Below are 24,262 nucleotides of genomic sequence, written 5' to 3'. Positions count from 1 at the left end.
TCGAGCCCGGAGGGTTGATGAGCCCGTTCCGCCCCCTTCATGAAGCCTGGACCGTCCGCTCCGCGAGCGGCGACGTGCGGGCCCCGGCCACCGTCCCGGGTTGCGTGCACACCGACCTGCTCGCGGCGGGGCTGATCCCCGATCCCTACCTCGACGACAACGAGACCCACCTGGCCTGGATCGGGCGCACCGAGTGGCGTTACGAGACGGAGTTCTCCTGGGACGGCACCGGGCACCAGCACGTCGACCTCGTGTGCCAGGGGCTCGACACCGTGGCGGCGGTCGAGCTCAACGGCGTCCGGGTGGGCGAGTCGGCCAACATGCACCGCTCGTACCGGTTCGACGTGCGCCACGCGCTGCGGACCGGGAGCAACCGGCTGACGGTCACGTTCGGGTCGGCGCTCGAATACGCCGAGCGGCTGCGGGAGGAGCTCGGCCACCGGCCCGGCGCCTACACCCAGCCCTACAACTTCATCAGGAAGATGGCCTGCAACTTCGGCTGGGACTGGGGCCCGACGCTGATCACGGCGGGCATCTGGCGGCCGATCGGGCTGCACGAGTGGAGCGGGGTCAGGATCGCCGAGGTCCGGCCGCTGGTGACCGTCGAGGACGGGACGGCCCGGGTGGACGTCCACGTCCGGGTGGAGAAGACGGGCGCCGCCGAGGTGAGCGCGGCGATCAAGGGGGTGGCGGCCCGCGCCGTGATCCCCGAGGACGGTGACGAGGTCGTGCTCACGCTGGAGGTGCCCGACCCGGAGCTGTGGTGGCCGCGAGGGTACGGCGAGCAGCCGCTCTACGAGCTTGAGGTGACCGCCGGCGAGGACGTGTGGCGCCGCGAGATCGGGCTGCGCGAGGTGCGCCTGCGTACCGAGGACGGCGCGTTCACCCTGGCCGTCAACGGGGTCGAGGTGTTCGTCAGAGGGGTGAACTGGATCCCCGACGACTGCTTCCCCACCAGGGTGGGCCGCGACCGCTACGCCGCCCGGCTCGCCCAGGCCTGCGAGACGAACGTCAACCTCGTCCGCGTGTGGGGCGGCGGCCTGTACGAGAGCGAGGACTTCTACGACCTGTGCGACCGGCTCGGGCTGATGGTCTGGCAGGACTTCCCGTTCGCCTGCGCCGCCTACCCCGAGGAGGACCCGATCGGGGCCGAGGTGGAGGCGGAGGCGCGCGAGCAGGTCGCCCGGCTGAGCGCGCACCCGAGCCTGGTCCTGTGGTGCGGCAACAACGAGAACATCGAGGGCTACGCCGACTGGGGCTGGCAGGAGCCGCTCCAGGGGCGCAGCTGGGGAGGCGGCTTCTACCTGGAGACGCTGCCGCGCGTGGTGGCCGAGCTGGACCCGACCCGCCCGTACTGGCCGGGCAGCCCCTACTCGGGCTCCATGGACCTGCCGCCCAACGACCCGGCCCGCGGCACCATGCACATCTGGGACGTGTGGAACGAGCGCGACTACACCGTCTACCGCGACTACCGGCCGCGCATGGCCGCCGAGTTCGGCTTCCAGGGGCCAGCCGCGTACGCCACGATCCGCCGGGCGATCAGCGACGAGCCGCTGCTGCCCGACTCCCGGGGCCTGCTGCACCACCAGAAGGCCGTCGACGGCAACCTCAAGCTGGCCGTCGGGCTCAAGCCGCACTTCCCGGTCCCCGGGACCTTCGACGACTGGCACTACCTCACCCAGGTCAACCAGGCGCGGGCCATCCAGCTCGGGGTGGAGCACTTCAGGGCCCTGTGGCCGCACTGCGCGGGCAGCGTGGTCTGGCAGCTCAACGACTGCTGGCCGGTCACGTCCTGGTCGGCCGTGGACGGGGACGGGCGGCGCAAGCCGCTGTTCCACGCGCTGCGCAGGGCGTACGCCGACCGGCTGCTGACCGTGCAGCCGCGCGACGGCGGGCTGGCGCTGGTCGCCGTCAACGACAGCGCGCGGCCGTGGCGGGCGTCGGCGCGGGCCGTACGGCACGGCTTCGACGGCAGCGCGCTCGCGGCGCAGGACCTCGCGCTGGACGTGCCGCCGCGGGCGGTCGTCACCCTGCCGCTGGCCGCGCCCGTCGCCGAGCCGGGAGACCCGGCGAGCGAGCTGATCACCGCCGCGATCACCGACTCGGGCGAGCAGACCGGGCCGATCGCCGCGATCACCGAGCCGGACGGCGGTGACCTGGCGGTGGGGCGGGCGCTGTGGTTCTTCGCGCCCGACCGGGACCTGCGCCTGCCCGAGCCGCGCTACGACACCGTGGCCGAGGCCACCCCCGGCGGGCTCCGGCTGGCGGTCACCGCGCGCACCCTCCTGCGCGACCTGGCCGTCTTCCCCGACCGGCTGGACCCGGCCGCCCAGGCCGACGACCAGCTCGTCACGCTGCTGCCGGGCGAGCGGGCCGAGTTCCTGATCGACACTGCGGGCCTGGACGAGCGGGCCCTGATCCGCGCGCCGGTGCTGCGGTGTGTCAACGATGTGGTGGTTCGATGAGACGTCATGGGTTGGAAGCCCCGGCGGGGTCATCGAAATCCGGTCTCTTTAGGCGCCGCCCTGCTCCAGGTATCGCTCACATGTTCTACCCGGCAGCGGCGAGTTTCGGTAGCCTATCGATCACTCAGAGCGATTATCCGGCGAGGGGCAAGCCCTGCACGTACCGGCTCGCTGCTGGTCTGGACGTGCTGATCTTGAGTGCTCCTGGTGCGGCGGGCAACTTCGCGAAAGGGTGACGGGGCGGGCGGGAGTGTGAGGGCAGGGAAGGGGCTAGCAGAGCACTGCCACCCGGCATCATGCTGCTGCGGTGGCGATCGCACGACGCGCTTTCGGGCATGCGATACGGCGTCGGCCAGGTGTGACCGTCCGCCACCAGAGGATGGCGGTGCGGAGAGCTACCGGCCAGGCCGTATCGCTTCCGAAAGTGCAAGGGGCCACGCGCCCGCCCAGGACCGTAGGCACGTCCCACGAGGGCGGCAAGACCTGCCGGGGCCCAGGCGGCCAACTCGCGCAGCCCCCCGCACCCAAGACCGTTCGGGGTGCACCCGGACCTAGATCGGGTCCAGGTCATGGCGATCCGGCTGACGCCGGAGATATTGCCTAGGAACGGTCAGCCCTTGAGGCCGCTGAGGGCGATGCCGCGGGTGAAGTACTTCTGGAAGATCACGAAGAAGGTGATCGTCGGGACCGACGCGAGCAGCCCGCCCGCCATGATCGCGCCCTGGTGATCGGGTCCCACGTAGTAGGAGTTGAGCCTGGCCAGCGCGACGGGTATGTTCGCCATCTCGTCGCTCTGGACGATGATGAGCGGCCAGAGGAAGTTGTTCCACTCCGCGAGCACGATGAAGATCGACATCGCGGCGAGCGCCGGCCGCAGCAGCGGCAGCACGATCTTCCACCAGATCCGCCACTCCCCGGCGCCGTCCACCCTGGCCGCCTGGATCAGCTCGTTCGGCAGCGACTGCAGGAACTGCACCAGGAAGAACAGCACGAACGCCTTGGCCAGCGCCGGCACGATGTAGGCGGCGTAGCTGTCCAGCCAGCCCAGGTTCCGCATGATCACGTAGTTGGGGATCAGCGTCGTCTGCCAGGGCACCATCATCGAGGCGATGATCAGCAGGAAGATCGTCCGCCGGCCCTTGATGTCGTGCTTGGAGATCACGTACGCGGCCAGCGAGCAGATCAGCAGCGACCCGACGGTGATGGCGGTGGTGATGACGAGGCTGTTGAGCATGAACCGCCAGAACCCGAGATCCACCTGGTAGCGCTGGAAGATGCCCGCCAGGTGGCCGGGGTTGATCCCCTTGGGGGTCCACTCCGTGTCGTAGAAGTTGGCGACCGTGGGGCTCTGCGGCACGAACGACGGAGGCGTCCTGGCCAGCTCCCTCGGCGGCTTGAACACCGTGATGAGCAGCCAGTAGAACGGCGCGATCATCGTCAGCGCCAGCAGGTAGAACGGCAGGCGCAGCAGATGCCCGTTGATCTTCGCGCGCCGGTTGCCGCCCGCCGGGGACGCGTGCCGGGACGGCTGCGGCGCGGGGGCGATCGTGTCCATCGGGGCGACGGCCATCACAGCTCCTTCATGGCGCGGCCCACGCGCAGGTTGACGAGGCTCAGCACGAAGATGATCAGGAAGAGCACCCAGGCGATCGCCGAGGCGTAGCCCAGCCTGAAGTGGGTGAATCCCTGGTCGTAGAGGTAGGGGACGATCATCAGGCCCGAGTCGAGCACGCCGCCGATGGTGTTGGCGCCCGTCGAGAAGACGATGTAGACGGCCTCGAACACCTGGAAGGCGCCGATCAGGCCGGTCACCACCACGTACGTGGTGACGGGGCGCAGCAGCGGCAGCGTGATGTGGCGGAAGCGGTGCCAGGTCGAGGCGCCGTCGATCTTGGCTGCCTCGTAGTACTCCTCGGGGATCGAGCCCAGCCCGGCCACGTACAGCACCATGCCGTAGCCCATGCCGCCCCACACCGACATCACCACCAGGATGGGAATCGTCAGCCCCGGCGTGGCCAGCCAGGCGACCGCCTTGCCGCCGAACCAGCCCACGATGGTGTTGGCCAGGCCCACGTCGCTGGGGTAGAGGACCCACTTCCACATCAGCATGAGCGCGATGGAGGAGGTCACCGACGGCAGGAAGAACACCGTGCGCATGATCCGGTGCAGCCAGCCGGTGCCGTTGAAGGCCAGGGCGAGGCCCAGCGACAGCAGCGTGCCGAGCACGACCGAGGCCACCACGTACAGGGCCGTGTTGCCCAGCGCGTGGCGGAACCTGGCGTCCGAGGCCAACTGCTGGAAGTTCTCCAGGCCGGTGAACGCGGCGGGGTTGATCCCGTCGAACTTCGTGAAGCTCAGATAGAGGGAGTTGGCCAGCGGCCAGATCAGAAAGCCCGCGAACAGCGCGAGGAAGGGCAGCAGCATCGCGTACGAAGTGCCGTAGCGGCGCAGCCTGCTGCGCAGGGGGATGGGGGAGGCCATGTCGACTCCTGGGTCAGACTCCTGGATCATCGGGGCCGGGACCGGGCCGCGCCGGTCCCGGCGAGCGGCTAACCGGCGTTGCGCTCCATGACCTTGGCGGCCTCCGCCAGCGCGGTCTTGGCATCCGACTTGCCGAGGATGACCGACTGGAGCTGCTTGGTCACGTCCGGCGCGCTCTCGTCCCAGCCCGGGCAGCCCGGCGCGGCCTTGCCCGTCTTGATCGACGCCTCGAACACCTGGGCCTGCTCGGGCGCGAACACCGAGCCGTTCACGATCTTGTCGGCCCGCGGCGAGATGTAGGAGATGTTCCGCTTCTTCGCCTCGTCCGAGATCGCGGCGATGGCCTCGTCGCTGTACATGAACTTGACGAAGTCCGCGCCCGTCTCGACGTACTTGCTGAAGGAGGTCACGCCGATCGCCCGGCCGCCGATGAACGCGGTCGGCCCGGCGGGCCCCGCGGGGATCGTGGACATCGCCCACTTGCCCTTCAGCTTCGGCTTGTTGACGTCGATGCCCTTGGCGATCCAGTTGCCAGCCACCACCATCGCGGTGCCGGTGTCCAGCGCGTCGGAGCCCTCCACGGTGGCGGTCGGCGCGCCGTGCTTCTTGTAGAGGTCGGCCCAGTACGTCAGCGCCTGCTCGGCCTGCGGGGTGTTGAGCGAGGGCTTGCAGTCGGCGGTGTAGAACGAGCCGCCCGCCTGGTAGAGGTAGTTGAAGTAGCCGATCCAGTCCAGGTTGCCCCAGTCCTGGCTGTAGGGCTTCTTCACGCCGGCCGCCTTGAGCTTGTCGATGGCCGCGGTCAGCTCCTCCCAGGTCTTGGGCGGCTCGACCTTGGCCTTCTCCAGCAGGTCCGTGCGGTAGTAGAGGGCCAGGGTCGACATGTCCAGCGGCACGCCGTACACCGAGCCGTCGGGGGAGATGGCCGACTCCCACTGGGCGGGCAGCGCCTGCGCCTTGAGCGAGTCGGCGCCGTACTTGCGCAGGTCCACCATGGCGCCCCTGGTGCCGAACTGGATGGTCCAGGTCATGCCGCCGGAGATGATGTCGGGCCCGTTGCGACTGGTGGCCGCCGCCAGCAACTTGGCGTACGCGTCGCTCCACGACAGGGTCTGCACCTTGACCGTCACGTTCGGATGCTTCTGGTGGTAGAGGTCGGCCGCCTTCTGGAAGGTCGCGGTCTCGTCATCTCCGCCCGTGGACCAGAAGGACAGGGTCGCGGGGGCGTTCTGGTCTGCCTGTTTGGTCTCCGTCTGGCCACTCGTGGCGCAGGCCGCGCTCAGGACCGTCAGCAGGACCGCGCTGCACGCTGCCATCGTTCGTCGCATGGGGCTGTCCGATCTATCGGTCGGATGGGCGCCGGGACTCCCGTGCGAAAGGGCGTGCGGATGTGCGAGGGCATCCCCACGACTGGCGCCCAAATTCAATGGTGTAGGGATCTCACCACTTAAACGGGTAAGTTACAATAGCCAGCCTTGGAGATTGCTGAAATGTTTCCCCTTATGGAGCCGCTGACCTGTGGCTACATCGCCCGTGAAACGGTTCGGTCACGGCCCGCGGGGGCGGTGCTGCCCCGGGGCAGCAGGCGCGCCGGCGGCCCCTCCAGGCTCCCCGTCTCCCCGCTGTCGATCAGCCGGAGCAGGGTCTGGGCGGCGTGCGCGCCGCAGGCGGGGATGTCGCGCGTCACCGCGGTCAGCGGCGGCCGCACCACCTGGGAGAGCGGCGAGTCATCCCAGCCCACGATCGACAGCTCGGAGGGGACGTCCAGGCGCATCTCCTGGGCGACCGACAGCCCGGCCACCGCCATGATGTCGTTGTCGTAGACGATCGCGGTGGGCCTGGCCCGGGAGCTGAGCAGCCGCCTGGTCGCGCGGGCGCCCTGCTCGCCCGTGTAGTCGGTGTGGACGACCGGGTGCTCGCCCACCCCCGACTCGGCGCAGAGCTCCGCGAACGCCTCGTCCCTGATCCTGGTGTGCAGCAGCCCCGGCAGCCCGGCCACCCTGGCGATGTGCCGGTGGCCGAGCGCCGCGAGATACTCGATCACCTCGCGCAGCACGGCCACCTCGTCCGACCACACCGCGGGCAGCGAGCCTGCGCCCGACGGGTGCCCGGTCACCACCGCGGGCATGCCCAGCCGCTCGACCACCGGCACCCGGGGATCGTCGGCGTGCAGGTCGACCAGGATCGCGCCGTCCACCCGGCCCTCGCCCCACCAGCGCCGGTAGACCGCGATCTCGGCCTCGTGGTCGGCCACCACCTGCAGCATCAGCGCGCACGAGCTGGCCGCCAGCTCGCCCTCGATGCCGCTGATCAGCTCCATGAAGAACGGCTCCACGCCGAGGAAGCGCGCCGGGCGGCACAGGACCAGGCCGATGGCGTCGGCCCTGGCGCCGCTGAGCGAGCGCGCGGCCAGGTTGGGCCGCCAGCCGATCTCCTGGGCGATCGCCTGGATGCGCGCCCTGGTCTCCGCGGAGACACCGGGCTGGCCGTTCAGCGCATAGGAGACGGCTCCCTTGGACACGCCGGCCCGTCTGGCGATGTCGGCGATCGTTGGCCTCTTCACCCGTGCTCCTCTCTGAAACTTTCACTGAACCGTATCAGCGAAAACCGCGGCTCTCCTGGCGGCCGGAACGCCCGCCCTCCCGCGACCGGATGATCGCGCCGGCGCCTTCACCGTTACGGTGAGGGCGCCCCGATGTGTCCTCCATGAGGGCCGATGTTCGTAGACATGCCACTCGCCCAGCCATGCGAGTATCTCCCCGAACGCGCCGAGCCCGCCGACTTTGACGCCTTCTGGAAGTGCACGCTCGCCGAGGTCCGCACCCACGACCTCGCCCCCGAGTTCACGCGGGCTGGAGGCCGGATTTTCGGAATGGAGTGATGGGGCGTCCATGTATCGCTCGCATGTTCTATACAACCAGACCAAAGATTGGTAGCCTATCGGTCACTCAGGGTGAGAATTGGGTAGGGGAGGTGCGCGCCGTGCACGCAGGTAGGTTTACTCTCGATCGGGCGTACCAGCGGAATGTGCCCACCTGTGCAGGCCGTGTCGACCGGGAGCGTGCCGTCGACGAAGCCGCAGGCAAGGCGACGCAGCGGATCTCCTGGCCCGGCGGTTGGCGGCTGGAGGGGTTGTTCCCGGCGCGGCCTGAGCGTTTTGTGCTGGCGCGATGTGGCCCACGCGACAGTGGCGGGGGCGGCCGGTGAAGCGACGTCTGACGCTGGCCCCAGGCGAGACCGCCTACACGGCATGTGCTCGCGTGCTGCTGCGTGGCGGAGTGGTGGAGAAGAGCGGGGAGTCGGTGTCCGCGGCGGTGCTGGCCGAGCGGGTTGGCTGGTGCGCCGAGTTGGTATCGGTCATGGCTGCAGGGTTGCCGGCGGTGCACTGGAACCGCGTCGACGTCGAGGTGCTGGCGGGCGGAGTGGATGTCGGCGGGCGACGTCTGCCGTCGCAGGCTTGGATGGCACTGAGGCGGCTCGGGCCAGGCGGCCGCTGCCGGGGCGGCGGCGATCTATCTGGAAGATCTGCGTTCATTGGAGGCCCATGGGATGGGCCGCACCCTGAACACCCGGTTGTCGCAGCAAGTGCGCGGCCAGATCTCGGACCGCATTCGGCACCTGGCCGCCGAGATCGGCATCGCCATGGTGACCGTGCCCGCCCGCAACACCTCCAAGCAATGCCCGCAATGTCTGACTCCGCTGCGGCATTGCAAAGCGCCGGACAAGCCCGCGGTCGCAGGGTGGAAGTGGGCGCCCACACGCCCCGCGCCCAGGCGACGCAGGGCACCCTCCCCCGCCCGGCCCAACGGCCAGGCGGGTCAGCGTCCGGAGGGACCCGCACCAACGGACCGGAGGAGGCTGCCCCGCGCAGCCCACCGGCACCAGGGCGGGCAGGCGATCAGCACACCCACCAGACGACACCGTCCACGCGGGGCAGCGTTAGGCGCGGGGTTCCACCTCCACGCACACGCCACCCCACCCCGGTGGGAAGCGATCCGGAGTCATGTCTGAGATAGGATCGCTACGCTGCTCAGAGACGCTTGACAAGCACGTCAGCCAACCACGAGAGAGACCATGAAGACCTTCGAAGAGCTGTTCGCCGAGCTGTCCGAGAAGGCCAGGACCCGGCCCGAGGGCTCGGGCACCGTGGCCGCCCTCGACGCCGGCGTCCATGCCATCGGCAAGAAGGTCGTCGAGGAGGCCGCCGAGAGCTGGATGGCCGCCGAGCACGAGTCAGACGACAGGGCCGCCGAGGAGATCTCCCAGCTCCTCTACCACGTGCAGGTGCTCATGATCGCCAAGGGCATCGGCCTCGACCAGGTCTACAAGCATCTCTAGGGCGCCCGGCGCCCGCCACCAAGCCCCTGGAGAAGCAACAGCGAGACAGATCGAGGATCCCGACATGCTGCGTCTGGCAGTACCCAACAAGGGCTCGCTCAGCGAGGCGGCCCAGAACATGCTCAAGGAGGCGGGCTACCGCTCCCGCCGCGACAGCAAGGAGCTCGTCGTCGTCGACGAGGCCAACGGCTGCGAGCTGTTCTTCCTGCGACCCCGCGACATCGCCGTCTACGTCGGCGAAGGCACGCTCGACGTCGGCATCACCGGCCGTGACATGCTCGTCGACTCCGGCGCGCCGGTCGAGGAGATCATGCCGCTCGGCTTCGGCGGCTCCACCTTCCGCCTGGCCGCCGCGGCCGGCACGATGACCTCGGCCGCCGATCTCAACGGCCGCCGCATCGCCACCTCCTACGCGGGCCTGCTCGACAAATACCTCTCCGACGAGGGCGTCGACGCCCGCGTGATCAAGCTCGACGGCGCCGTCGAGACCGCCATCCGGCTCGGCGTGGCCGACGCGGTGGCCGACGTCGTCGAGACCGGCACCACGTTGCGCAACGTCGGCCTCGAGGTCTTCGGCGAGCCGATCATGCGTTCGGAGGCGGTGCTGATCAAGCAGCAGAGCTCGCCCGACACGCCCGCCGTCGAGCAGCTCGTCCGCCGGTTCCAGGGCGTCGTGCACGCCCGCGACTTCGTGATGATGGACTACGACATCCGGGCCGAGCGCATCGAGGACGCCATCGCGCTCACCCCCGGCATGGAGGGCCCCACCGTCTCCCCGCTGCACCGCGAGGGCTGGGTGGCCGTGCGCGTCATGGTCCGCCGCCAGGGCCACCAGCGGGTGATGGACCAGCTCTGGGACATCGGCGCGCGGGCGATCCTGGTCACCGACATCTACGCCTGCCGCGTGTGACGTTCCGCCCCGGCGTTGGCCTGACAAATGTCACGGCCAACGCCGGAGGTAACGCACTAACCGCCCGGAGGGCGCGGCCATAGCGTTCTTTCCATGAACGCCATCGTGTTCGACCACGTCAGCAAGCACTACGGGGACGTGCTCGCCGTCGACGACCTCTCCCTCACGATCGAGCCAGGCAACACCGTGGCCCTGCTCGGCCCCAACGGCGCCGGCAAGTCCACCTCCATCAACCTCCTGCTCGGCCTGCTCAAGCCCACCGCGGGCACGATCGCCGTACACGGCCGCACCCCCGACGAGGCCGTCCGGGCCGGCCAGATGGGCGCCATGCTGCAGAACGGCGCGCTCATCCCCGAGCTGTCCGTCAAGGAGCTCATCGACCTGGTACGCCGCCTCTACCCCAACCCCCTCGCCCTCGACGAGATCCTCAAGCTGGCCGACCTGACCGAGCTCGCGGGCCGGCGGGCGAACAAGCTGTCCGGCGGCCAGTCGCAGCGGGTCAGGTTCGCCCTGGCCATCGCGGGGGCGCCCAGGATCCTGCTGCTCGACGAGCCGACCGCGGCCATGGACGTCGAATCGAGGCTGCGCTTCTGGGCCAGCATGCACGACTACGCCTCCGCCGGCCGGACCGTGCTGTTCGCCACGCACTACCTGGAGGAGGCCGACGAGCACTCCGACCGGGTGATCGTCATCGCCAAGGGCCGGCTGGCCGCCGACGGCACCGCCGCCGAGATCAAGGCCGGGGCCGGGGGTCACACCGTCAGCTTCGCCCTCGGCGAGCAGCCCACGGCCGGGCTCGACCGGCTGCCCGGGGTGACCGCCGTGGAGGTCGCCGGCGGCGTCGCCACCCTGCACACCTCCGACACCGACGCCACCCTCGCCGCGCTCTACCGGGGCACCACCCTCGACGTGCGCGAGCTGAAGCTCTCCAGCGCCGACCTCGAATCCGCCTTCCTCGCCCTCACCAGGGAGTCCTGATGCTCTACTACGCCAAGACCGAGGCCATGCGGATGCTGCGCAACCGGCGCTACCTGATCTTCGTGGTCGCCTTCCCCGTCCTGCTCTACCTCATCAACTCCAACATCTACGGCAACCAGACCGACGCGGGCGGCGTGAAGTACAGCGTCATCCTGATGGTGTCGATGGCCGCCTACGGGGCGCTGGCCTCGTCCATGATGAGCTCGGCCGTGCCGTGGGCCACCGAGCGGCAGTCCGGCTGGCTGCGCCAGCTCCAGATCACCCCGCTGCCGAACTGGGCGATCATCGCGACCAAGCTCGGCGCCACCATGGTGCTCGTGCTGCCCTCGCTGGTGCTGGTGAGCCTGGCCGCCGTGGTGCAGCAGCACGTGTCGCTGTCGCTCGGCACGTGGGCGGAGCTGCTGCTCGCGCTCTGGCTCGGCGTGCTGCCGTTCGTCGCCCTGGGCCTGGCCATCGGGTCCGTGCTCTCGGCCGACGCCGCCCAGCCGGCCGCGATGATCTGCATGTTCGCGCTGGCGATCGCCGGCGGGCTGTGGTTCCCGCCCGAGGTGCTCGGCGACACCCTGCGCACGGTCGCGGACGTCACCCCGTCGTTCCACTACGCCAGGCTGGGCCAGAGCATCGTCGCGGGCCACGGCCTGCCCATGACGGACGTGCTGGTCGTCGCCGGATGGGGGATCGTGCTCGGGGGCGCTGCCGTCCTCCTCTACCGGCGGGCTACCGTACGCGTATGAGCTTCGCCGAGAGGATCACCTTCGGGGACGCGGATGCCAAGCCGTCGCGCAAGCGGCGGCTCCTCGGCATCTCAGTGGGCCTGGTCTACCTGGTCTTCCCCGTCAGCGACATCGTCGGGGGCACCCTGACGGGGGCCCGGGCCGTGTGGGCGGCGGTGCTGCTCGTCACGTTCGTCGCGTCCTTCCTCGCGACGGTGCTGGTCAACAAGGGCATGTTCGACCACAGCCGCCTGACCTATCCGCTGCTCCTGGTGACCAGCGTGCTCGGTGTGGTGGGAGCCACCGCCTTCGGCGGCTCCTGGCTGAGCCTGCCGGTCTACACCGTCGTGCTGTACGGGTTCACGCTGCCGCCCCTGTGGGCCGTCGTGGCCGTGGCCGCCCAGCTGGCCGTCGTCGTCGGGGCCGGTCTGGTCAACCACGACGACGCCGACACGATCATCGTCCTGGGCCTGCAGGTGCTGACGCTCGGCGTGCTGTTCATCAGCGTGCGCAACACCAGGGCGCTGACCGTCAAGCTGCGCCTGGCCCAGGACGAGGTGGCCCGGCTGGCGGCCACGGAGGAGCGGCTGCGCATCGCCCGCGACCTGCACGACCTGCTCGGGCACAGCCTGTCGCTGATCGTGCTCAAGAGCGAGCTGGCCGGACGGCTGTCGGAGGACTCGCCGCAGGCGCACCGGGAGATCGCCGACATCGAGACCGTCGCCAGGAAGGCCCTGACGGAGGTGCGCGAGGCCGTCACCGGCTACCGCCAGCGCAGCCTGCCCGAGGAGCTCGACAACGCCAGGACCGTGTTACGAGCGGCGGGCGTGGCCGCCGAGGTGCGGGTCTCGGGGACGCCGCTGCCCGAGCTGCTCGACGGGCTGTTCGGCTGGTCCGTACGCGAGGGCGTCACCAATGTCGTGCGCCACGCGCGGGCCACCCGGTGCGAGATCAAGGTGACGTTCGACGCCGGACACGCCACCCTGGAGATCATGGACAACGGAACGGGCGGCGACGGGCCGTACGAGATGGGCAGCGGGCTGAGCGGGCTGGGCGAGCGGGTCGCGGGCGCGGGCGGCACGGTGGAGGCGGGCCCCGCGCGGGGCGGCGGCCACCGCCTGCGGGTGCTGGTGCCGGTCGGGAAGGAGGCGTGCGCGTGATCCGCGTGATGCTGGCGGAGGACCAGGGCATGGTACGCGGCGCGCTGGCCTCCCTGCTGGGCCTGGAGCCCGACATCGAGGTGGCCGGCGAGGCCGCCGACGGGGAGGAGGCGGTCGCGGTCGCCGCCAAGGTCCGGCCCGACATCGCGCTGCTGGACATCGAGATGCCCGGCATGGACGGGCTCGCGGCCTGCGCGAGCATCACGCGGCAGGTGCCCGGGTGCCGGGTGATGATCCTGACCACGTTCGGGCGGCCCGGCTACCTGCGCACCGCCATGGAGGCCGGGGCGTCGGCGTTCCTGGTGAAGGACAGCCCGGCCAGAGAGCTGGCGGCGGCCATCCGGCGGGTGCACGCGGGGGAGCGGGTGATCGACCCCGGGCTCGCCGCGGCCGCCCTCAGCGCCGGGCCGAACCCGCTGTCGGCGCGGGAGCGCGACGTGCTGGAGGCGGCGGTGGACGGCTCCACGATCGGCGACATCGCCGGCAAGCTGCACCTGTCGGAGGGGACCGTGCGCAACTACCTGTCCTCGGCCATCCAGAAGACGCACGCCCGCAACCGCATCGAGGCGGTGCAGCGCGCCAAGGCGCAGGGCTGGCTCTGATCAGCCGAGTGCGGCCACCCCCTTGACCGCCTGGTCCACCTGCTCGGGAGTGGTCACGATGCTGGTGCCGAAGCGCAGCAGCGGCGGGTCGTACGGCGTCACGCTCGCGATCACCTTGCTCGCGTGCAGCCGGCCGACGGCCTCCATCGGCGCCATCCCCTCGATCGAGCAGCACACGAGACCCGCCGACAGCTCGGGCGAGCGCGGCGTGGCCAGCGTGACGTGCGGGATCCCGGCCAGGCCGTCCTTGAGCCTGGTGGCCAGCTCCTGCGTGCGCCGCCGCACCCGGTCCTTGCCGATCGCCGTCATGAAGGCGAACGCCTGCGGCATCGCCCACCGGTGCTCGAACGCCTTGAAACCGCCCGGCGTGACCAGCTCCGCCGTGCTCGCCCCCGGGGAGGTGCCGCCCTGCCACGCCTGGAACGACGCCCCGCTGAAGCTGGCGATGATCGGGGAGAGCGCGTCCCAGGCCCTGCCCCACACGATGCCGGTGCCGCGCGGCCCGAACAGCCACTTGTGCGTGCCGCTGGCCAGGAAGTCGCAGCCCAGGTCGCCGGGGCCGTCGGCCATCGCGCCGAACCCGTGCACGCCGTCCACGCACAGCAGCGCCCGGTCGTGCTCGTCGCGGCCCTTGTTCGCCTCGGCGAGCATGTCGGCGATGGCGCGGACGGGCACGCGCACGCCGGTGCTCGAATGCACCCAGGTGATCGCGACCACCCTGGTACGCGGGCCGAGCCCCGCCTTGACCGCCGCCACCATCCGGCCGGCGTCGGCGCGGGCCGGGTCGTCGTACAGCCTGACCTTGCGCACCTTCGCGCCCGTGCGCTCGGCCAGCAGCCGCAGCCCCTCGTGGGTGGCGAGGAAGTCGTGCTCGGTGGTCAGCACGTCCTGGCCGGGGCGCAGCCTGAGGCCGGAGTAGAGCAGGGCCAGGCCCATGGTGGTGCTGTCGGTCAGCGCGACCTCCTCCGCCCCGGCGCCCAGATAGCGGGCCGCGGCCTCGCGTACCGCCTGGTCGGGCGTCTGCCCGCCGGGCGGCGTGTACTCGGGGTCGGCGTCCAGGGCGTCGCGGTGCCTGGCGATCGCCTCGCGTACCGGGGCCGGGGCGGGCGCCAGCACGAACGCCGCGAACTGCCCGTAGGCCGGATCCAGCGCGAACTGGGCCCGCACGGACGCCCAGTCGCCGGGGTCGAACTCCGGCTTCGCCGGAGGTTTCGCCGTCGTGCACGCGGCCGCCATCCCGGCCAGCATCCCCGCTCCGAGCAGGGTTCTCCTGTCCACCCGCATGGCTACTTCCTATCCCGGCCGCGCGCCCGCGCCCAGGACCCACGCGGGTCTCTTTCAGGTCCTGATCGCGGTGACCTGCCTGATCAGGTCGGAGACGCGGACGATGCCGAGGCAGCGGTTCATCTCGTCGGTGACCACCAGGTCGTCATAGACGCGGGCCGCGTCCCGGCCGGCCGCCTGCATGGCCGCGATCGCCGGGGTCGTCCGCGGCACCGTGCGGGGCGGGTCGGCCAGCCGCTGCGCCGGCTTCGCGCCGTGCAGCGCGTGCCCGTACCGGGCCGCGAACGACAGCAGGAACCGGCTGCGGTCGAGGCTGCCCTTGGGCCGCTGGAACTCGTCCACCAGGATCACGCTGGTGATCGTCGGCTCGTGCCCGAACGCCTTGACCGCATCCTCCGCCTTGGCCTCCACGGGCAGCGTCACCGCCGGGATCAGCAGCTCCTGGACGCGCGGGCCGAGCATGACCGAGACCGGCTCGTCGGTGACGGGGAGCGGCACCCGCACCTTGCCGTCGGGGCCGGGGGCCAGCAGCGGGCCGTGCGCCAGCCGCACGCCGAGGCCGCGGGCCACCGCGACCTGCGGCTCGCGTTCGACGCCGGGGGCGAGCACGTGGGCGCCGAGGCCGCGCGCCAGCGTGACCACCGACCGCGCCACCGCGGTCGCGCGATGGTCCCCGGGGATGCGCGTGACCACCTCGGGATCCAGGGCCAGCAGGTACGGGCTCGTGTCGGCGACCAGGTCGAGGGCCGCGCCGGTGGTGCCGACGTCGGCGAAGCCGAGCAGGTAGCCGATCGTGCGCAGGCCGTCGAGCCCGACCTTGAGCAGCGGCCGGTCCTGTTCCTGGCACGGTCCAGTGAGCAGCAGGATCGCCTCGCGGGGATGCCGGCCGGCTCTTCGGAGTGCCTCGTGCAGGGGCGCCAGGGCGCCCGCGCCCGCCAGGACGACCCTGACGGGCAGCTCCAGCACCATGGGCAGGGGAGCCGCCCTGAGCGTGCCCCCCTGTTCGACGATGGCGGGGTGCGCGATGACCGCCCCGGTGTCGAGGTCCACCATGGGGCTGTCGAGCAGGGAGGACGACACGTTCAGATAATTCCGCTGATAGCGGGAGCCATAGAAGGCCCACGAAACAGAATTTACCGACATTTACCCTTCAGTTCCCCACCGACCGAGAGGGAAAAATCTTTCGGCTTCCTTGAGGACCGGTGACCTGGGGGTTGCCTGGTGCAGGGTCCGTTACCTCCTTCGGTGTATGAACGCGCGTTCAGCCGAGGGTGGTGGCCTGGGTGGTGGCCTGTGAGTCATGGCGCCGCCTGAGCGGGTGCCGTGTATGAGCCTGTCGGCGCGTATCGCGCACTTGTTCTATACTGCTGGGCAAACTCTTGGTATTGTGTCGATTACTCGATGTCGTCATCCCTGCTCACCAGCCCCGTAACCGGATCTCCCACGTGAATGTGGGGGCTTTCAGCCGAGACGGCTGACAGTCCGTGTGTTACCAGCACCAGCCAACACCGAGGTAGGAGGTGACCGAGGTTGGCTACGTTCCGCGCAGGACAGATGACCCACCAGGCTGTGCTTCCTCAGCGGCCTGCTCTGGAACTCGGTTCAGCAGACAACCCCGGGATCAGGGACGAAACGGGGGCCGAGGGCCGCCGCAAGGCGGCACCCGGCGCGGGACATGTGCGAGAGGAGACCCTCAGCGGTTCACCTGCCGCAGGGGGCGTCACCCTGGACCGCCCGGTCCGGGAGAAGGGACGTGAGTCCCATCCTTACGTGTTCGTGCTCGACAAGCGCGGACGACCGCTACAGCCCTGCACTTCGGCCAGGGCGCGCCAGTTGCTGAAGAAGGGCCGTGCCGCGGTGCATCGCCGTACACCGTTCGTCATCCGATTGAAGGACCGCACCATCGATGAGAGCGAGGTAGACGGGGTAGAACTGGGCACTGATCCCGGCTCCCGGCACACCGGCGTCGCCGTGTTCACCGCCAAGGCAGGCGAGCGCCGCGCCCGCTACGCCATTCGGCTCGACCATCGCGGCGCCCAGATTCGCAGGAAGATGGGGCAGCGGGCCGCCTACCGGCGTGGCCGCCGCAGCCGGAACCTGCGCTATCGCAAGCCGCGCTTTGCCAACCGCACCCGCCCCCAGGGGTGGCTGCCGCCGTCCTTGCGCCATCGGGTGGCCACCACTGTCTCCTGGATCGACCGGCTGTGCCGCTGGGCGCCGGTGCGGGCGGTGCACCTGGAGCGGGTCGCCTTCGACACCCACGCCCTCAGCGCCGGCCGATCCCTGGACGGGGCGGAATACCAGCACGGTACGTTGCACGGAGCCGAGGTTCGCGAGTACCTGCTGGCCAAGTGGGGGCGACGATGCGCCTACTGTGGGTTGTCGGATGTGCCGTTGAACCTGGACCACATCCACCCCCGCAGCCTGGGCGGCTCGGACCGGGTCTCCAACCTGACCCTGGCCTGCGTGCCCTGCAACCAGGCCAAAGGCAACCAACTGGTTGAGGACTTCCTCGCCCGCAAGCCGAAGCTGCTGGCCGCGATCCTGGCGCAGGCGAAGGTTCCTCTGCGGGACGCCGCTGCGGTGCAGTCCACCCGCTGGGCGCTGTGGCAGGAACTCGACGCCCGCCTGCCCACCCACGTGGCCTCGGGTGGCCGCACGAAGTGGAACCGCACCCGCAACCGCCTGCCCAAGAGCCACACCCTGGACGCCTTGGCCGTGGGCAAGCTCGACACCGTCACCGAAACCGTGTCGGCGGTGTTGGTCGCCGGATGCGCCGGCCGCGGCACCCACACCCGTACTCGTACCGACCGGCACGGCTTTCCTCGCTTGCGCCTTCCCCGCCAGAAGCGGTTCTTCGGTTATGCCACTGGCGACCTGGTGACCGCCCTCGTCCCCACCGGCAAGAAGCAGGGCACCTACACGGGTCGTGTCGCCGTCCGCGCCAGCGGATATTTCAACGTCACCACCGCCCACGGGACTGTTGAAGACCTCAATCATCGTCACGTCCGCCTGCTGCAACGGGGGGACGGATACGCCTACACCTTTCGGAACGAATCATCCAGGCCGGAGGCCGTTTTCTCGCCTGCCTGAAGGCACGGGTCTCCATGGCGCTGATCCAATGATCCGGCCGTATCGGAAGCCACAGAGCCCCGCGAAATTCACCGACCTTCCGCTCTAGGTCCCCCGCCGGTTGCGGGGGATGTCGTTCGGTTTGCAGGTTGTCCCGGTCGCGCGGTCGGTTAGCCTTCGGGGCATGAGCGCGCGTCCGGCGAGGGGTGGCGGCCGGTGGGTCACGGTGCCGCCGGAGCGCCTGCATCCGTGGATCGACGGGTTCGCGGGGCGCCACGGGCCCTTCACGGCGACCGGCGACGAGCGGGTCGTGCGGCTGCTCGCCGACGACGGGGCGCTGGCCGAGCTGCACGTGCCGTTCCCGCCCATGACGCCGCCGGGGCCGCCGCACGTCACCCGGCTCGTCACGCACGCCCAGGCCGCGCGGCAGGTCGGGGTGTTCCTGGTGCGGCTCGGGGGCTACGCGGCGGGGGTCTTCTCCGGGGCGTCGCTGGTGGCCTCCAAGGTGGGGTCGCGGCTGGTGCAGGGGCGCACGGCGGCGGGCGGGTGGTCGCAGCAGCGCTTCGCCCGGCGGCGGCGCAACCAGGCGGCGCAGGCGTACGACGACGCGGTGGAGACGGCGGTTCGGGTGCTGACGCCGTACCTGGGGGAGCTGGACGGGGTGGTGCTGGGCGGGGACCGCCGGGCCATGGACGCCCTGCGCGCCGACCGGCGGCTCGCGCCCCTGCTGGCGCTGGAGACCGAGCCGTTCCTGGTGGTGCCCGACCCCAGGCTGGCGGTGCTCCGGGACACCCCGGCGTCCTTCCGCGCGACCCGCGTCCGCGTCGTCGACCCGTCCTGACCTCATCCCTTCACGGGGCGCTGTGACCGGTTTGAGAGTTTGAGACGATTCAAAAGAATCTTGAATGCCGCTATGATGCGAGAGTTCGCGGAGGACCGTCATCGGCGGTTCGTCCGTGTCCCTGCGCCCACGGCGTACCGCGTCCAGCGGATCGCCGCAGGTGGCGGTAGGGCGCATCCACGGTGGACCGCTTCAAGGCGGCCCGCCGCAGCACCTCGGTGGGCCGCGTCGAGCGGACCACCGCCAAGTAGCGGATTATGCATTTCAAGCAGCACGGCCTCGTGAGGATCGATGGCGACCAGGAACATCAAGGAGGTCGCGCAGCTGGCGCGCGTCTCGGTGGGCACGGTGAGCAATGTGCTCAACCGCCCGGAGATCGTGTCCCCCGCCACACGCGAACGCGTCTTCGAAGCGATCAAGAAACTGGGCTTCGTCCGCAATGAGGTGGCCCGCCACCTGCGGGTGGGCCGTAGCCGCACGGTCGGCCTCGTCGTGCTCGACGTCTCCAACCCGTTCTTCGTGGACGTGGCCCAGGGCGCCGAGTCGGTGGCCGACGACCACGACTCGATGGTGGTGCTCTGCAACAGCGCCGGCGACCCCGGCCGCGAGCGCCGCCACCTCGACCAGCTCGAACAGCAGCGCGTCATGGGCATACTGATCACCCCGGTGGAGATGGAGAGCCCCTGGCTGGAGGACCTGGCCGCCCGGGGCACGCCCGTGGTGCTGGTCGACAGCCCCGCGACCGGCCTGCAGTGCTCGGTGGCGGTCGACGACCGGCTCGGCGGCCAGATCGCCGGCGCCCACCTGATCGAGCGGGGGCACCGGCGGATCATGTTCGTCGGCGGGCCGACGTCCATAAGACAGGTGGCCGACCGGCACGCGGGCATCAGCGGCGCCGTCGCCGCGGCCGACGGCGCGGTCGAGCTGCTGACCTCCACCGCTCCCACGCTGACCGTCGCCGAGGGCCGGGCCGTCGGGGAGCGCGTCGCCGCGCTGCCCGCCGACGAGCGGCCGACGGCGGCGTTCTGCGCGAACGACATGATGGCGCTGGGCTTCTTACAGGCGATGGCCACGCACGGGCTGCGCGTGCCCGAGGACCTGGCCATCATCGGGTACGACGACATCGACTTCGCCGCGGCCGCCGCGGTGCCGCTGTCCTCGGTCCGGCAGCCCCGTGAGCTGCTCGGACGTACGGCGATTGACCTGCTGCTCGAAGAGGTCGCCGACCCGGAGCAGCACCGGCACCGGCAGGTCATCTTCCAGCCCGACCTGGTGATCCGGGAGTCGAGCGCGTTCGACCGGCGCTCCTGACCCCGCGTCCGTGAACCGTTTCATCGCCGGCGGCCGCGCGCCCGCCGGCCCGTTCGGCCTGCGCGCGTTCCCGGCGAGCCGAGCGACCCCGTGAAGGAGCCCCCTTGACCGAGCTCTACAGCAACCCCCTGGCCACCCCCGATGACCTGGCAGGATTCCGCCTGGAGGGGGACGGCGCCACCTCCTTCCCCCAGGGACGTCTGCGCCTGGAGAGCCTCAGGCCGCCCTCGGACGGCCAGGCGGCCAACCTGGTGCTCTGGTGTCCCGAGGAGTTCCCCGCCGACGTGCGGATCGAGTGGGACTTCTGGCCCGTCCGCGAACCCGGCCTGGCCATCATGTTCTTCCATGCCCGCGGCAGGAACGGCGAGGACCTGTTCGACCCGGGCCTGGCCGCCCGCACCGGCCCGTACGACCAGTATCACCACGGCGACATCGACGCCTACCACGTCTCCTATTTCCGCCGGATGTGGGCCTCGGAGCGGGCCCTGCACACCTGCAACCTGCGCAAGAGCCACGGCTTTCACCTGGTCGCACAGGGTCCCGACCCGCTGCCCGCGGTGCTGGACGCCGCGGGCCCGTACGCGATGCGCCTCGAGGTCGAGGCCGGTGCGATCACGTTCTCGGTCAACGATTTGGTCTCGTTCCGATGGGTGGACGACGGCTCGATCGGCGGTCCCGCCCTGGCAGGAGGCAAGGTCGGGTTCCGGCAGATGGCTCCGCTGATCGGAGAGTACGCAAATCTCCGGGTGTCTCGTCATTGACTTTGAGTCGATTCAACACTAATTTCGCACCAACCGCCGTTCACTGGCTTGTAACGGGGCAGGAATCGCGGTGCAACAACCCCACCCCCGTATCCGTGCACATGCCACGAGAGGTGGTGCCGGATGAACCATCCCGCCATGTCTATCAGGCTTCAAGCTGCCTGCTCAGAGCTCATCTGGGCGGTCCAGCTCAACCTGATGTGGATCGTCTTCACGCTCGCTGGAGGCGTGATCGGCGGGCTGGGGCCCGCCACCGTCGCCGCGTACACGCTGGCTCGGCGGCGGACTCGTAATGAATCGTTTCATGGCTGGGCCGAATTCTGGACCGTCTACCGACGGGAGTTCGTCCGGTCCTCGCTGCTGGTCCTTCCCGTGGCGGCGCTGGCCATCGTCCTGGTCGGCAACTATCTTTACCTCTCCGCTCTCGGGCCCAGCATGGGAGCGTTGCGGATCGCGACCTTCGTGGCGCTCATCGCACTGGCCGGTGTGGGGGCGTACGTGGGACCGCTGTACGCGCACTACGATCTGCCGCTACGGGCCTACTGGCCCAAGGCGGCGCAGCTAGCGCTCCTGCGCCCGGCCTCGTCCGTGCTGTTGCTGCTAGCGCTCTCGGCCATCGCCTACGCGACCTCGGCGGCGCCCATCCTCGCGCCGGTGATCAGCTTCGGCGCGTGGATCTATCTCAACACGTGGCTCTGCCAGCGCTTCTTCGCGGAGAACGAGGCGCGTCTGCATTCGAAAGGGAACTCATGAGCGCATCCCGTCGTCGCCGGCTTCTGGCCGGTGTGTTAACGCTCACGGCTGCACTCACCGCCTCGGCCTGCTCGGGCGGCGGTGACGCGCCTCAGACCGACCCCAACACGATCACCGTGATGGCCAAGCTGTTCGGCACCGCACCCGACCCGAACGGCGAGATGCAACAGGCGGTCGAGAAGTTCCTCGGCAAGAAGCTCAAGATGAACTGGGTTCCCAACGCCGAGTACACCGACAAGCTCAATGTCACGTTCGCCTCGGGCAACCTCCCACAGGTCATGGTCGTGGACCCGCACTTGCCGGGCTTCGTCAAGGCGGCGGAGGCCGGAGCGTTCTGGGACCTGACCAGCAAGCTGGACAAGTACCCGAACCTCAAGCCGGCGGACCAGCGCACCGCGTTGAACTCCTCCATCAACGGCAAGATCTACGGCCTCTACCGGATGCGCCCGTCGCTGCGCTCGGCGATGATCATTCGCAAGGACTGGCTGGACAAGCTGGGCCTGAAGCTGCCCGAGACGGTCGACGACCTCTACACCATCGCCAAGGCGTTCGCGGAGAAGGACCCTGACGGCAACGGCAAGAAGGACACCTACGGCCTGATCATCCCGAAGTGGCCGGGAAACTACGCCAGCGCCAGCCCCTACGACGTGCTGGAGACCTGGTTCGGCGCCCCGAACGGCTGGGGTGAGCGGAACGGCAAGCTCGTCCCCGGTTTCGACACCCCAGAGTTCCTCGAGGCCAACAAGTTCCTCAAGAAGATGGTCAGCGAGGGCCTGGTCAACCCCGACTTCGCAACCCTGGACTCGGCCAAGTGGAACGAGCCGTTCCACCAGGGCAAGGGCGGCATGATCATCGACGTGAACATCCGCTCCAGGCAGGTTCTCGACCTGTTCAGGGAGGATGACCCGAAGAACTACGGCGACAAGGTCGCCATGGTCGGCAACCTCAAGCGCTCCGACGGCCAGAAGTTCTCCTACCCGTTCACCGGCTACGCCGACGTCCTGGCCATCTCCAGGCAGAGCGTGCCGACCGAGCAGGACCTCGACAACGTGCTGAAGACCCTGGACAAGCTGGCCACCAAGGAGGGCCAGGTCCTGCTGCAGAACGGCATCGAGGGTCGCAACTTCAAGGTCGAGGGTGACACCGCGTCGCTGATCAACGAGACGGACCCCAAGGTCGAGATCGTCCAGAAGGACGTGGACAACGCCTTCATCCAGCTCAGCACCAAGGGCACGAACGACTTCGGAGGTCTCGCCTACGTGCGTACGCCGTCCGGGGAGCCGTACAAGGAGATGCTCAAGCTCCAGAAGCAGCTGATGGACGAGGACCTCAAGACGGCCGTCTTCAACCCGGCGCTGCCGGTGGTCTCGCCCACCGCAGTGTCCCGGGGTGCCCAGATCGACACGATCATCCCGGACGCCCGGATCAAGTTCCTGTCGGGTGAGCTCACCGAGGAGCAGCTCAAGGGCGAGATCAAGCGTTGGTACGACAGCGGTGGCACGCAGGTCGCCACCGAGGTCAACGACCTGGTCTCCAAGCTCGGCAAGACGAACTGACCTCGCCCTGAGGGACCCGGGACGCGCCCCCGGGTCCCTCACATGAAAGGAGGCCGCTGTGGCCACCGACCTGGCGCCGCCTCCCACGAAGGCGGCCAGCAAATCCGGGCACCGACGCCCAGGGGTGGGGCTGCGCGCCGTGTTCGGGCGCTACCGCTGGCTCTACCTGATGCTCCTTCCGGGCATCGTCTACTTCGCGCTCTTCAAGTACCTGCCGATGTACGGCGTCACGATCGCCTTCCAGGACTTCCTGCCGTTCCTCGGCTATTCGGGCAGCCCCTGGGTCGGGTTCAAGCACTTCGAGGAGCTCTTCGCCGGCCCCGACTTCGGCCGGCTGATGTTCAACACGCTGTTCCTGGCGCTGCTGCACATGCTCATCGTCTTCCCGGCGCCGATCGTCGTCGCGCTGCTGCTGAACGAGCTGCGGATCAACATCCTCAAGCGCTCGGTCCAGTCGCTGGTCTACATCCCGCATTTCCTGTCCTGGACGATCGTCGCGGCGCTCACCTATGTACTGTTCGCGGCGGACTTCGGCGTGCTCTCCGGATGGATCCGGGATTTCCTCGGTGACACGTCCAAGATCGACTACATGGCGCAGGAGGACTGGTTCCGGCCGCTGATCATCCTGCAGCAGCTGTGGAAGCTGACCGGCTGGGGCACGATCATCTACCTGGCCGCGCTGGCCGGCGTGGACCCGCAGCTGTACGAGGCGGCGCGCATGGACGGCGCGGGACGCTTCAAGCAGCTCTGGCACGTCACGCTGCCCGCCATCCGCCCCACGATCGTCGTCATGGCCATCCTGGCCTCCGGCAACCTCCTCGACTCCGGCTTCGAGCAGATCTGGCTGATGACCACCTCGCTGAACCGCTCGGTGGCCGACGTGTTCGACACCTACGTCTACTACTCCGGCATCACCCAGGGCGCGATCAGCTACTCCACCGCCGTCGGCCTGTTCAAGGGCGTGGCCGGCGTCATCCTGATCTTCGGCTCCAACTGGCTGGCCAAGCGCCTCGGCCAGCGGGGACTGTTCTAAGGAGCCC

At 69.7% G+C, this 24,262-nt stretch carries 21 protein-coding genes; 15 read left to right on the top strand and 6 right to left on the bottom strand.

What is annotated here, in order from left to right; all coding sequences use genetic code 11:
• The first annotated feature begins 17 nt into the window (after positions 1 to 17).
• Entirely contained in the window at positions 18 to 2,465 is a 2,448-nt protein-coding gene (locus tag H4W80_RS15200; RefSeq protein ID WP_192785696.1) for a glycoside hydrolase family 2 protein, read from the top strand.
• Between the two features lie 610 nt (positions 2,466 to 3,075).
• Here the strand turns inward: H4W80_RS15200 and H4W80_RS15195 are convergent.
• The 4 genes from H4W80_RS15195 to H4W80_RS15180 all read right to left on the bottom strand — a co-directional run bounded on the left by H4W80_RS15195 (position 3,076) and on the right by H4W80_RS15180 (position 7,506).
• Complete coding sequence (locus H4W80_RS15195) at positions 3,076 to 4,035, bottom strand: carbohydrate ABC transporter permease (protein WP_192785695.1); 960 nt, start codon at positions 4,033 to 4,035, stop codon at positions 3,076 to 3,078.
• Positions 4,035 to 4,946, bottom strand: coding sequence for a carbohydrate ABC transporter permease (locus H4W80_RS15190; protein ID WP_192785694.1), 912 nt, complete (start codon positions 4,944 to 4,946; stop codon positions 4,035 to 4,037). Before H4W80_RS15190 ends, H4W80_RS15195 begins: the two co-directional genes overlap by 1 nt.
• Positions 4,947 to 5,014: 68 nt before the next feature.
• Complete coding sequence (locus tag H4W80_RS15185; protein ID WP_192785693.1) at positions 5,015 to 6,259, bottom strand: extracellular solute-binding protein; 1,245 nt, start codon at positions 6,257 to 6,259, stop codon at positions 5,015 to 5,017.
• 206 nt (positions 6,260 to 6,465) lie between these two features.
• Positions 6,466 to 7,506, bottom strand: coding sequence for a LacI family DNA-binding transcriptional regulator (locus tag H4W80_RS15180; RefSeq protein ID WP_192785692.1), 1,041 nt, complete (start codon positions 7,504 to 7,506; stop codon positions 6,466 to 6,468).
• 153 nt (positions 7,507 to 7,659) lie between these two features.
• Here H4W80_RS15180 and H4W80_RS15175 point away from each other — a divergent pair, with 153 nt between their 5' ends.
• From H4W80_RS15175 to H4W80_RS15145, 7 genes are all read left to right on the top strand, one after another.
• Positions 7,660 to 7,824 (top strand): acetylxylan esterase, encoded by a 165-nt coding sequence (locus tag H4W80_RS15175; protein WP_192785691.1) that lies wholly within the window; start codon positions 7,660 to 7,662, stop codon positions 7,822 to 7,824.
• Positions 7,825 to 9,017: 1,193 nt separating this feature from the next.
• Complete coding sequence (locus H4W80_RS15170) at positions 9,018 to 9,281, top strand: phosphoribosyl-ATP diphosphatase (protein WP_192785690.1); 264 nt, start codon at positions 9,018 to 9,020, stop codon at positions 9,279 to 9,281.
• A gap of 64 nt (positions 9,282 to 9,345) precedes the next feature.
• A complete protein-coding gene (gene hisG, locus H4W80_RS15165; protein WP_192785689.1) occupies positions 9,346 to 10,191 on the top strand; it encodes an ATP phosphoribosyltransferase in 846 nt (281 codons plus the stop codon).
• A gap of 93 nt (positions 10,192 to 10,284) precedes the next feature.
• The gene (locus H4W80_RS15160; protein WP_192785688.1) at positions 10,285 to 11,169 is read left to right on the top strand and encodes an ABC transporter ATP-binding protein; all 885 of its coding nucleotides are present in this window, start codon (positions 10,285 to 10,287) and stop codon (positions 11,167 to 11,169) included.
• Positions 11,169 to 11,903 (top strand): ABC transporter permease, encoded by a 735-nt coding sequence (locus H4W80_RS15155; protein ID WP_192785687.1) that lies wholly within the window; start codon positions 11,169 to 11,171, stop codon positions 11,901 to 11,903. Before H4W80_RS15160 ends, H4W80_RS15155 begins: the two co-directional genes overlap by 1 nt.
• Positions 11,900 to 13,042, top strand: coding sequence for a sensor histidine kinase (locus tag H4W80_RS15150; protein WP_192785686.1), 1,143 nt, complete (start codon positions 11,900 to 11,902; stop codon positions 13,040 to 13,042). The genes H4W80_RS15155 and H4W80_RS15150 overlap by 4 nt, the downstream gene beginning before the upstream one ends.
• Positions 13,039 to 13,644, top strand: a complete 606-nt coding sequence (locus tag H4W80_RS15145; RefSeq protein ID WP_318786876.1) for a response regulator transcription factor — start codon at positions 13,039 to 13,041, stop codon at positions 13,642 to 13,644. Before H4W80_RS15150 ends, H4W80_RS15145 begins: the two co-directional genes overlap by 4 nt.
• Here the strand turns inward: H4W80_RS15145 and H4W80_RS15140 are convergent, their stop codons facing one another.
• On the bottom strand, positions 13,645 to 14,922 hold the full coding sequence (locus H4W80_RS15140) for an aminotransferase class V-fold PLP-dependent enzyme (protein WP_318786875.1): 1,278 nt from the start codon (positions 14,920 to 14,922) through the stop codon (positions 13,645 to 13,647).
• Positions 14,923 to 14,982: 60 nt separating this feature from the next.
• Positions 14,983 to 16,008 (bottom strand): EAL domain-containing protein, encoded by a 1,026-nt coding sequence (locus H4W80_RS15135; RefSeq protein WP_192785684.1) that lies wholly within the window; start codon positions 16,006 to 16,008, stop codon positions 14,983 to 14,985.
• A 690-nt stretch (positions 16,009 to 16,698) separates the two neighbouring features.
• Between H4W80_RS15135 and iscB the strand changes: the two genes are divergently transcribed.
• The 7 genes from iscB (at position 16,699) to H4W80_RS15100 (ending at position 24,255) form a co-directional block, all read left to right on the top strand.
• Positions 16,699 to 18,021, top strand: coding sequence for an RNA-guided endonuclease IscB (gene iscB, locus H4W80_RS15130; protein WP_192785683.1), 1,323 nt, complete (start codon positions 16,699 to 16,701; stop codon positions 18,019 to 18,021).
• Between the two features lie 163 nt (positions 18,022 to 18,184).
• Positions 18,185 to 18,841: an acVLRF1 family peptidyl-tRNA hydrolase gene (locus H4W80_RS15125; RefSeq protein WP_192785682.1), complete on the top strand. Its 657-nt coding sequence runs from the start codon at positions 18,185 to 18,187 to the stop codon at positions 18,839 to 18,841.
• Positions 18,842 to 19,132: 291 nt separating this feature from the next.
• Complete coding sequence (locus H4W80_RS15120; RefSeq protein WP_192785681.1) at positions 19,133 to 20,152, top strand: LacI family DNA-binding transcriptional regulator; 1,020 nt, start codon at positions 19,133 to 19,135, stop codon at positions 20,150 to 20,152.
• Positions 20,153 to 20,256: 104 nt separating this feature from the next.
• Positions 20,257 to 20,913 carry a DUF1961 family protein gene (locus H4W80_RS15115; RefSeq protein ID WP_192785680.1) on the top strand — a complete coding sequence of 219 codons (657 nt, stop codon included), beginning with the start codon at positions 20,257 to 20,259 and terminating at the stop codon, positions 20,911 to 20,913.
• 123 nt (positions 20,914 to 21,036) lie between these two features.
• Positions 21,037 to 21,666 carry a YesL family protein gene (locus H4W80_RS15110; protein ID WP_225963457.1) on the top strand — a complete coding sequence of 210 codons (630 nt, stop codon included), beginning with the start codon at positions 21,037 to 21,039 and terminating at the stop codon, positions 21,664 to 21,666.
• 32 nt (positions 21,667 to 21,698) lie between these two features.
• Positions 21,699 to 23,222: an extracellular solute-binding protein gene (locus H4W80_RS15105; RefSeq protein WP_318786874.1), complete on the top strand. Its 1,524-nt coding sequence runs from the start codon at positions 21,699 to 21,701 to the stop codon at positions 23,220 to 23,222.
• A gap of 58 nt (positions 23,223 to 23,280) precedes the next feature.
• Complete coding sequence (locus H4W80_RS15100; RefSeq protein ID WP_318786873.1) at positions 23,281 to 24,255, top strand: ABC transporter permease; 975 nt, start codon at positions 23,281 to 23,283, stop codon at positions 24,253 to 24,255.
• Positions 24,256 to 24,262: the final 7 nt, after the last annotated feature.

Origin of the sequence: Nonomuraea angiospora (genome assembly GCF_014873145.1) — a bacterium.
In the GTDB taxonomy this organism is placed as follows: domain Bacteria; phylum Actinomycetota; class Actinomycetes; order Streptosporangiales; family Streptosporangiaceae; genus Nonomuraea; species Nonomuraea angiospora.
This window is presented reverse-complemented; position numbering and strand designations above follow the sequence as displayed.

Coding starts and splice junctions, on each gene's coding strand:
- H4W80_RS15200 (WP_192785696.1), top strand. CDS start 18: ATGAGCCCGTTCCGCCCCCTTCATGAAGCCTGGACCGTCCGCTCCGCG.
- H4W80_RS15170 (WP_192785690.1), top strand. CDS start 9,018: ATGAAGACCTTCGAAGAGCTGTTCGCCGAGCTGTCCGAGAAGGCCAGG.
- H4W80_RS15185 (WP_192785693.1), bottom strand. CDS start 6,259: ATGGCAGCGTGCAGCGCGGTCCTGCTGACGGTCCTGAGCGCGGCCTGC.
- H4W80_RS15195 (WP_192785695.1), bottom strand. CDS start 4,035: ATGGCCGTCGCCCCGATGGACACGATCGCCCCCGCGCCGCAGCCGTCC.
- H4W80_RS15110 (WP_225963457.1), top strand. CDS start 21,037: ATGAACCATCCCGCCATGTCTATCAGGCTTCAAGCTGCCTGCTCAGAG.
- H4W80_RS15155 (WP_192785687.1), top strand. CDS start 11,169: ATGCTCTACTACGCCAAGACCGAGGCCATGCGGATGCTGCGCAACCGG.
- H4W80_RS15190 (WP_192785694.1), bottom strand. CDS start 4,946: ATGGCCTCCCCCATCCCCCTGCGCAGCAGGCTGCGCCGCTACGGCACT.
- H4W80_RS15120 (WP_192785681.1), top strand. CDS start 19,133: ATGGCGACCAGGAACATCAAGGAGGTCGCGCAGCTGGCGCGCGTCTCG.
- hisG (WP_192785689.1), top strand. CDS start 9,346: ATGCTGCGTCTGGCAGTACCCAACAAGGGCTCGCTCAGCGAGGCGGCC.
- H4W80_RS15175 (WP_192785691.1), top strand. CDS start 7,660: ATGTTCGTAGACATGCCACTCGCCCAGCCATGCGAGTATCTCCCCGAA.
- H4W80_RS15125 (WP_192785682.1), top strand. CDS start 18,185: ATGAGCGCGCGTCCGGCGAGGGGTGGCGGCCGGTGGGTCACGGTGCCG.
- H4W80_RS15150 (WP_192785686.1), top strand. CDS start 11,900: ATGAGCTTCGCCGAGAGGATCACCTTCGGGGACGCGGATGCCAAGCCG.
- H4W80_RS15160 (WP_192785688.1), top strand. CDS start 10,285: ATGAACGCCATCGTGTTCGACCACGTCAGCAAGCACTACGGGGACGTG.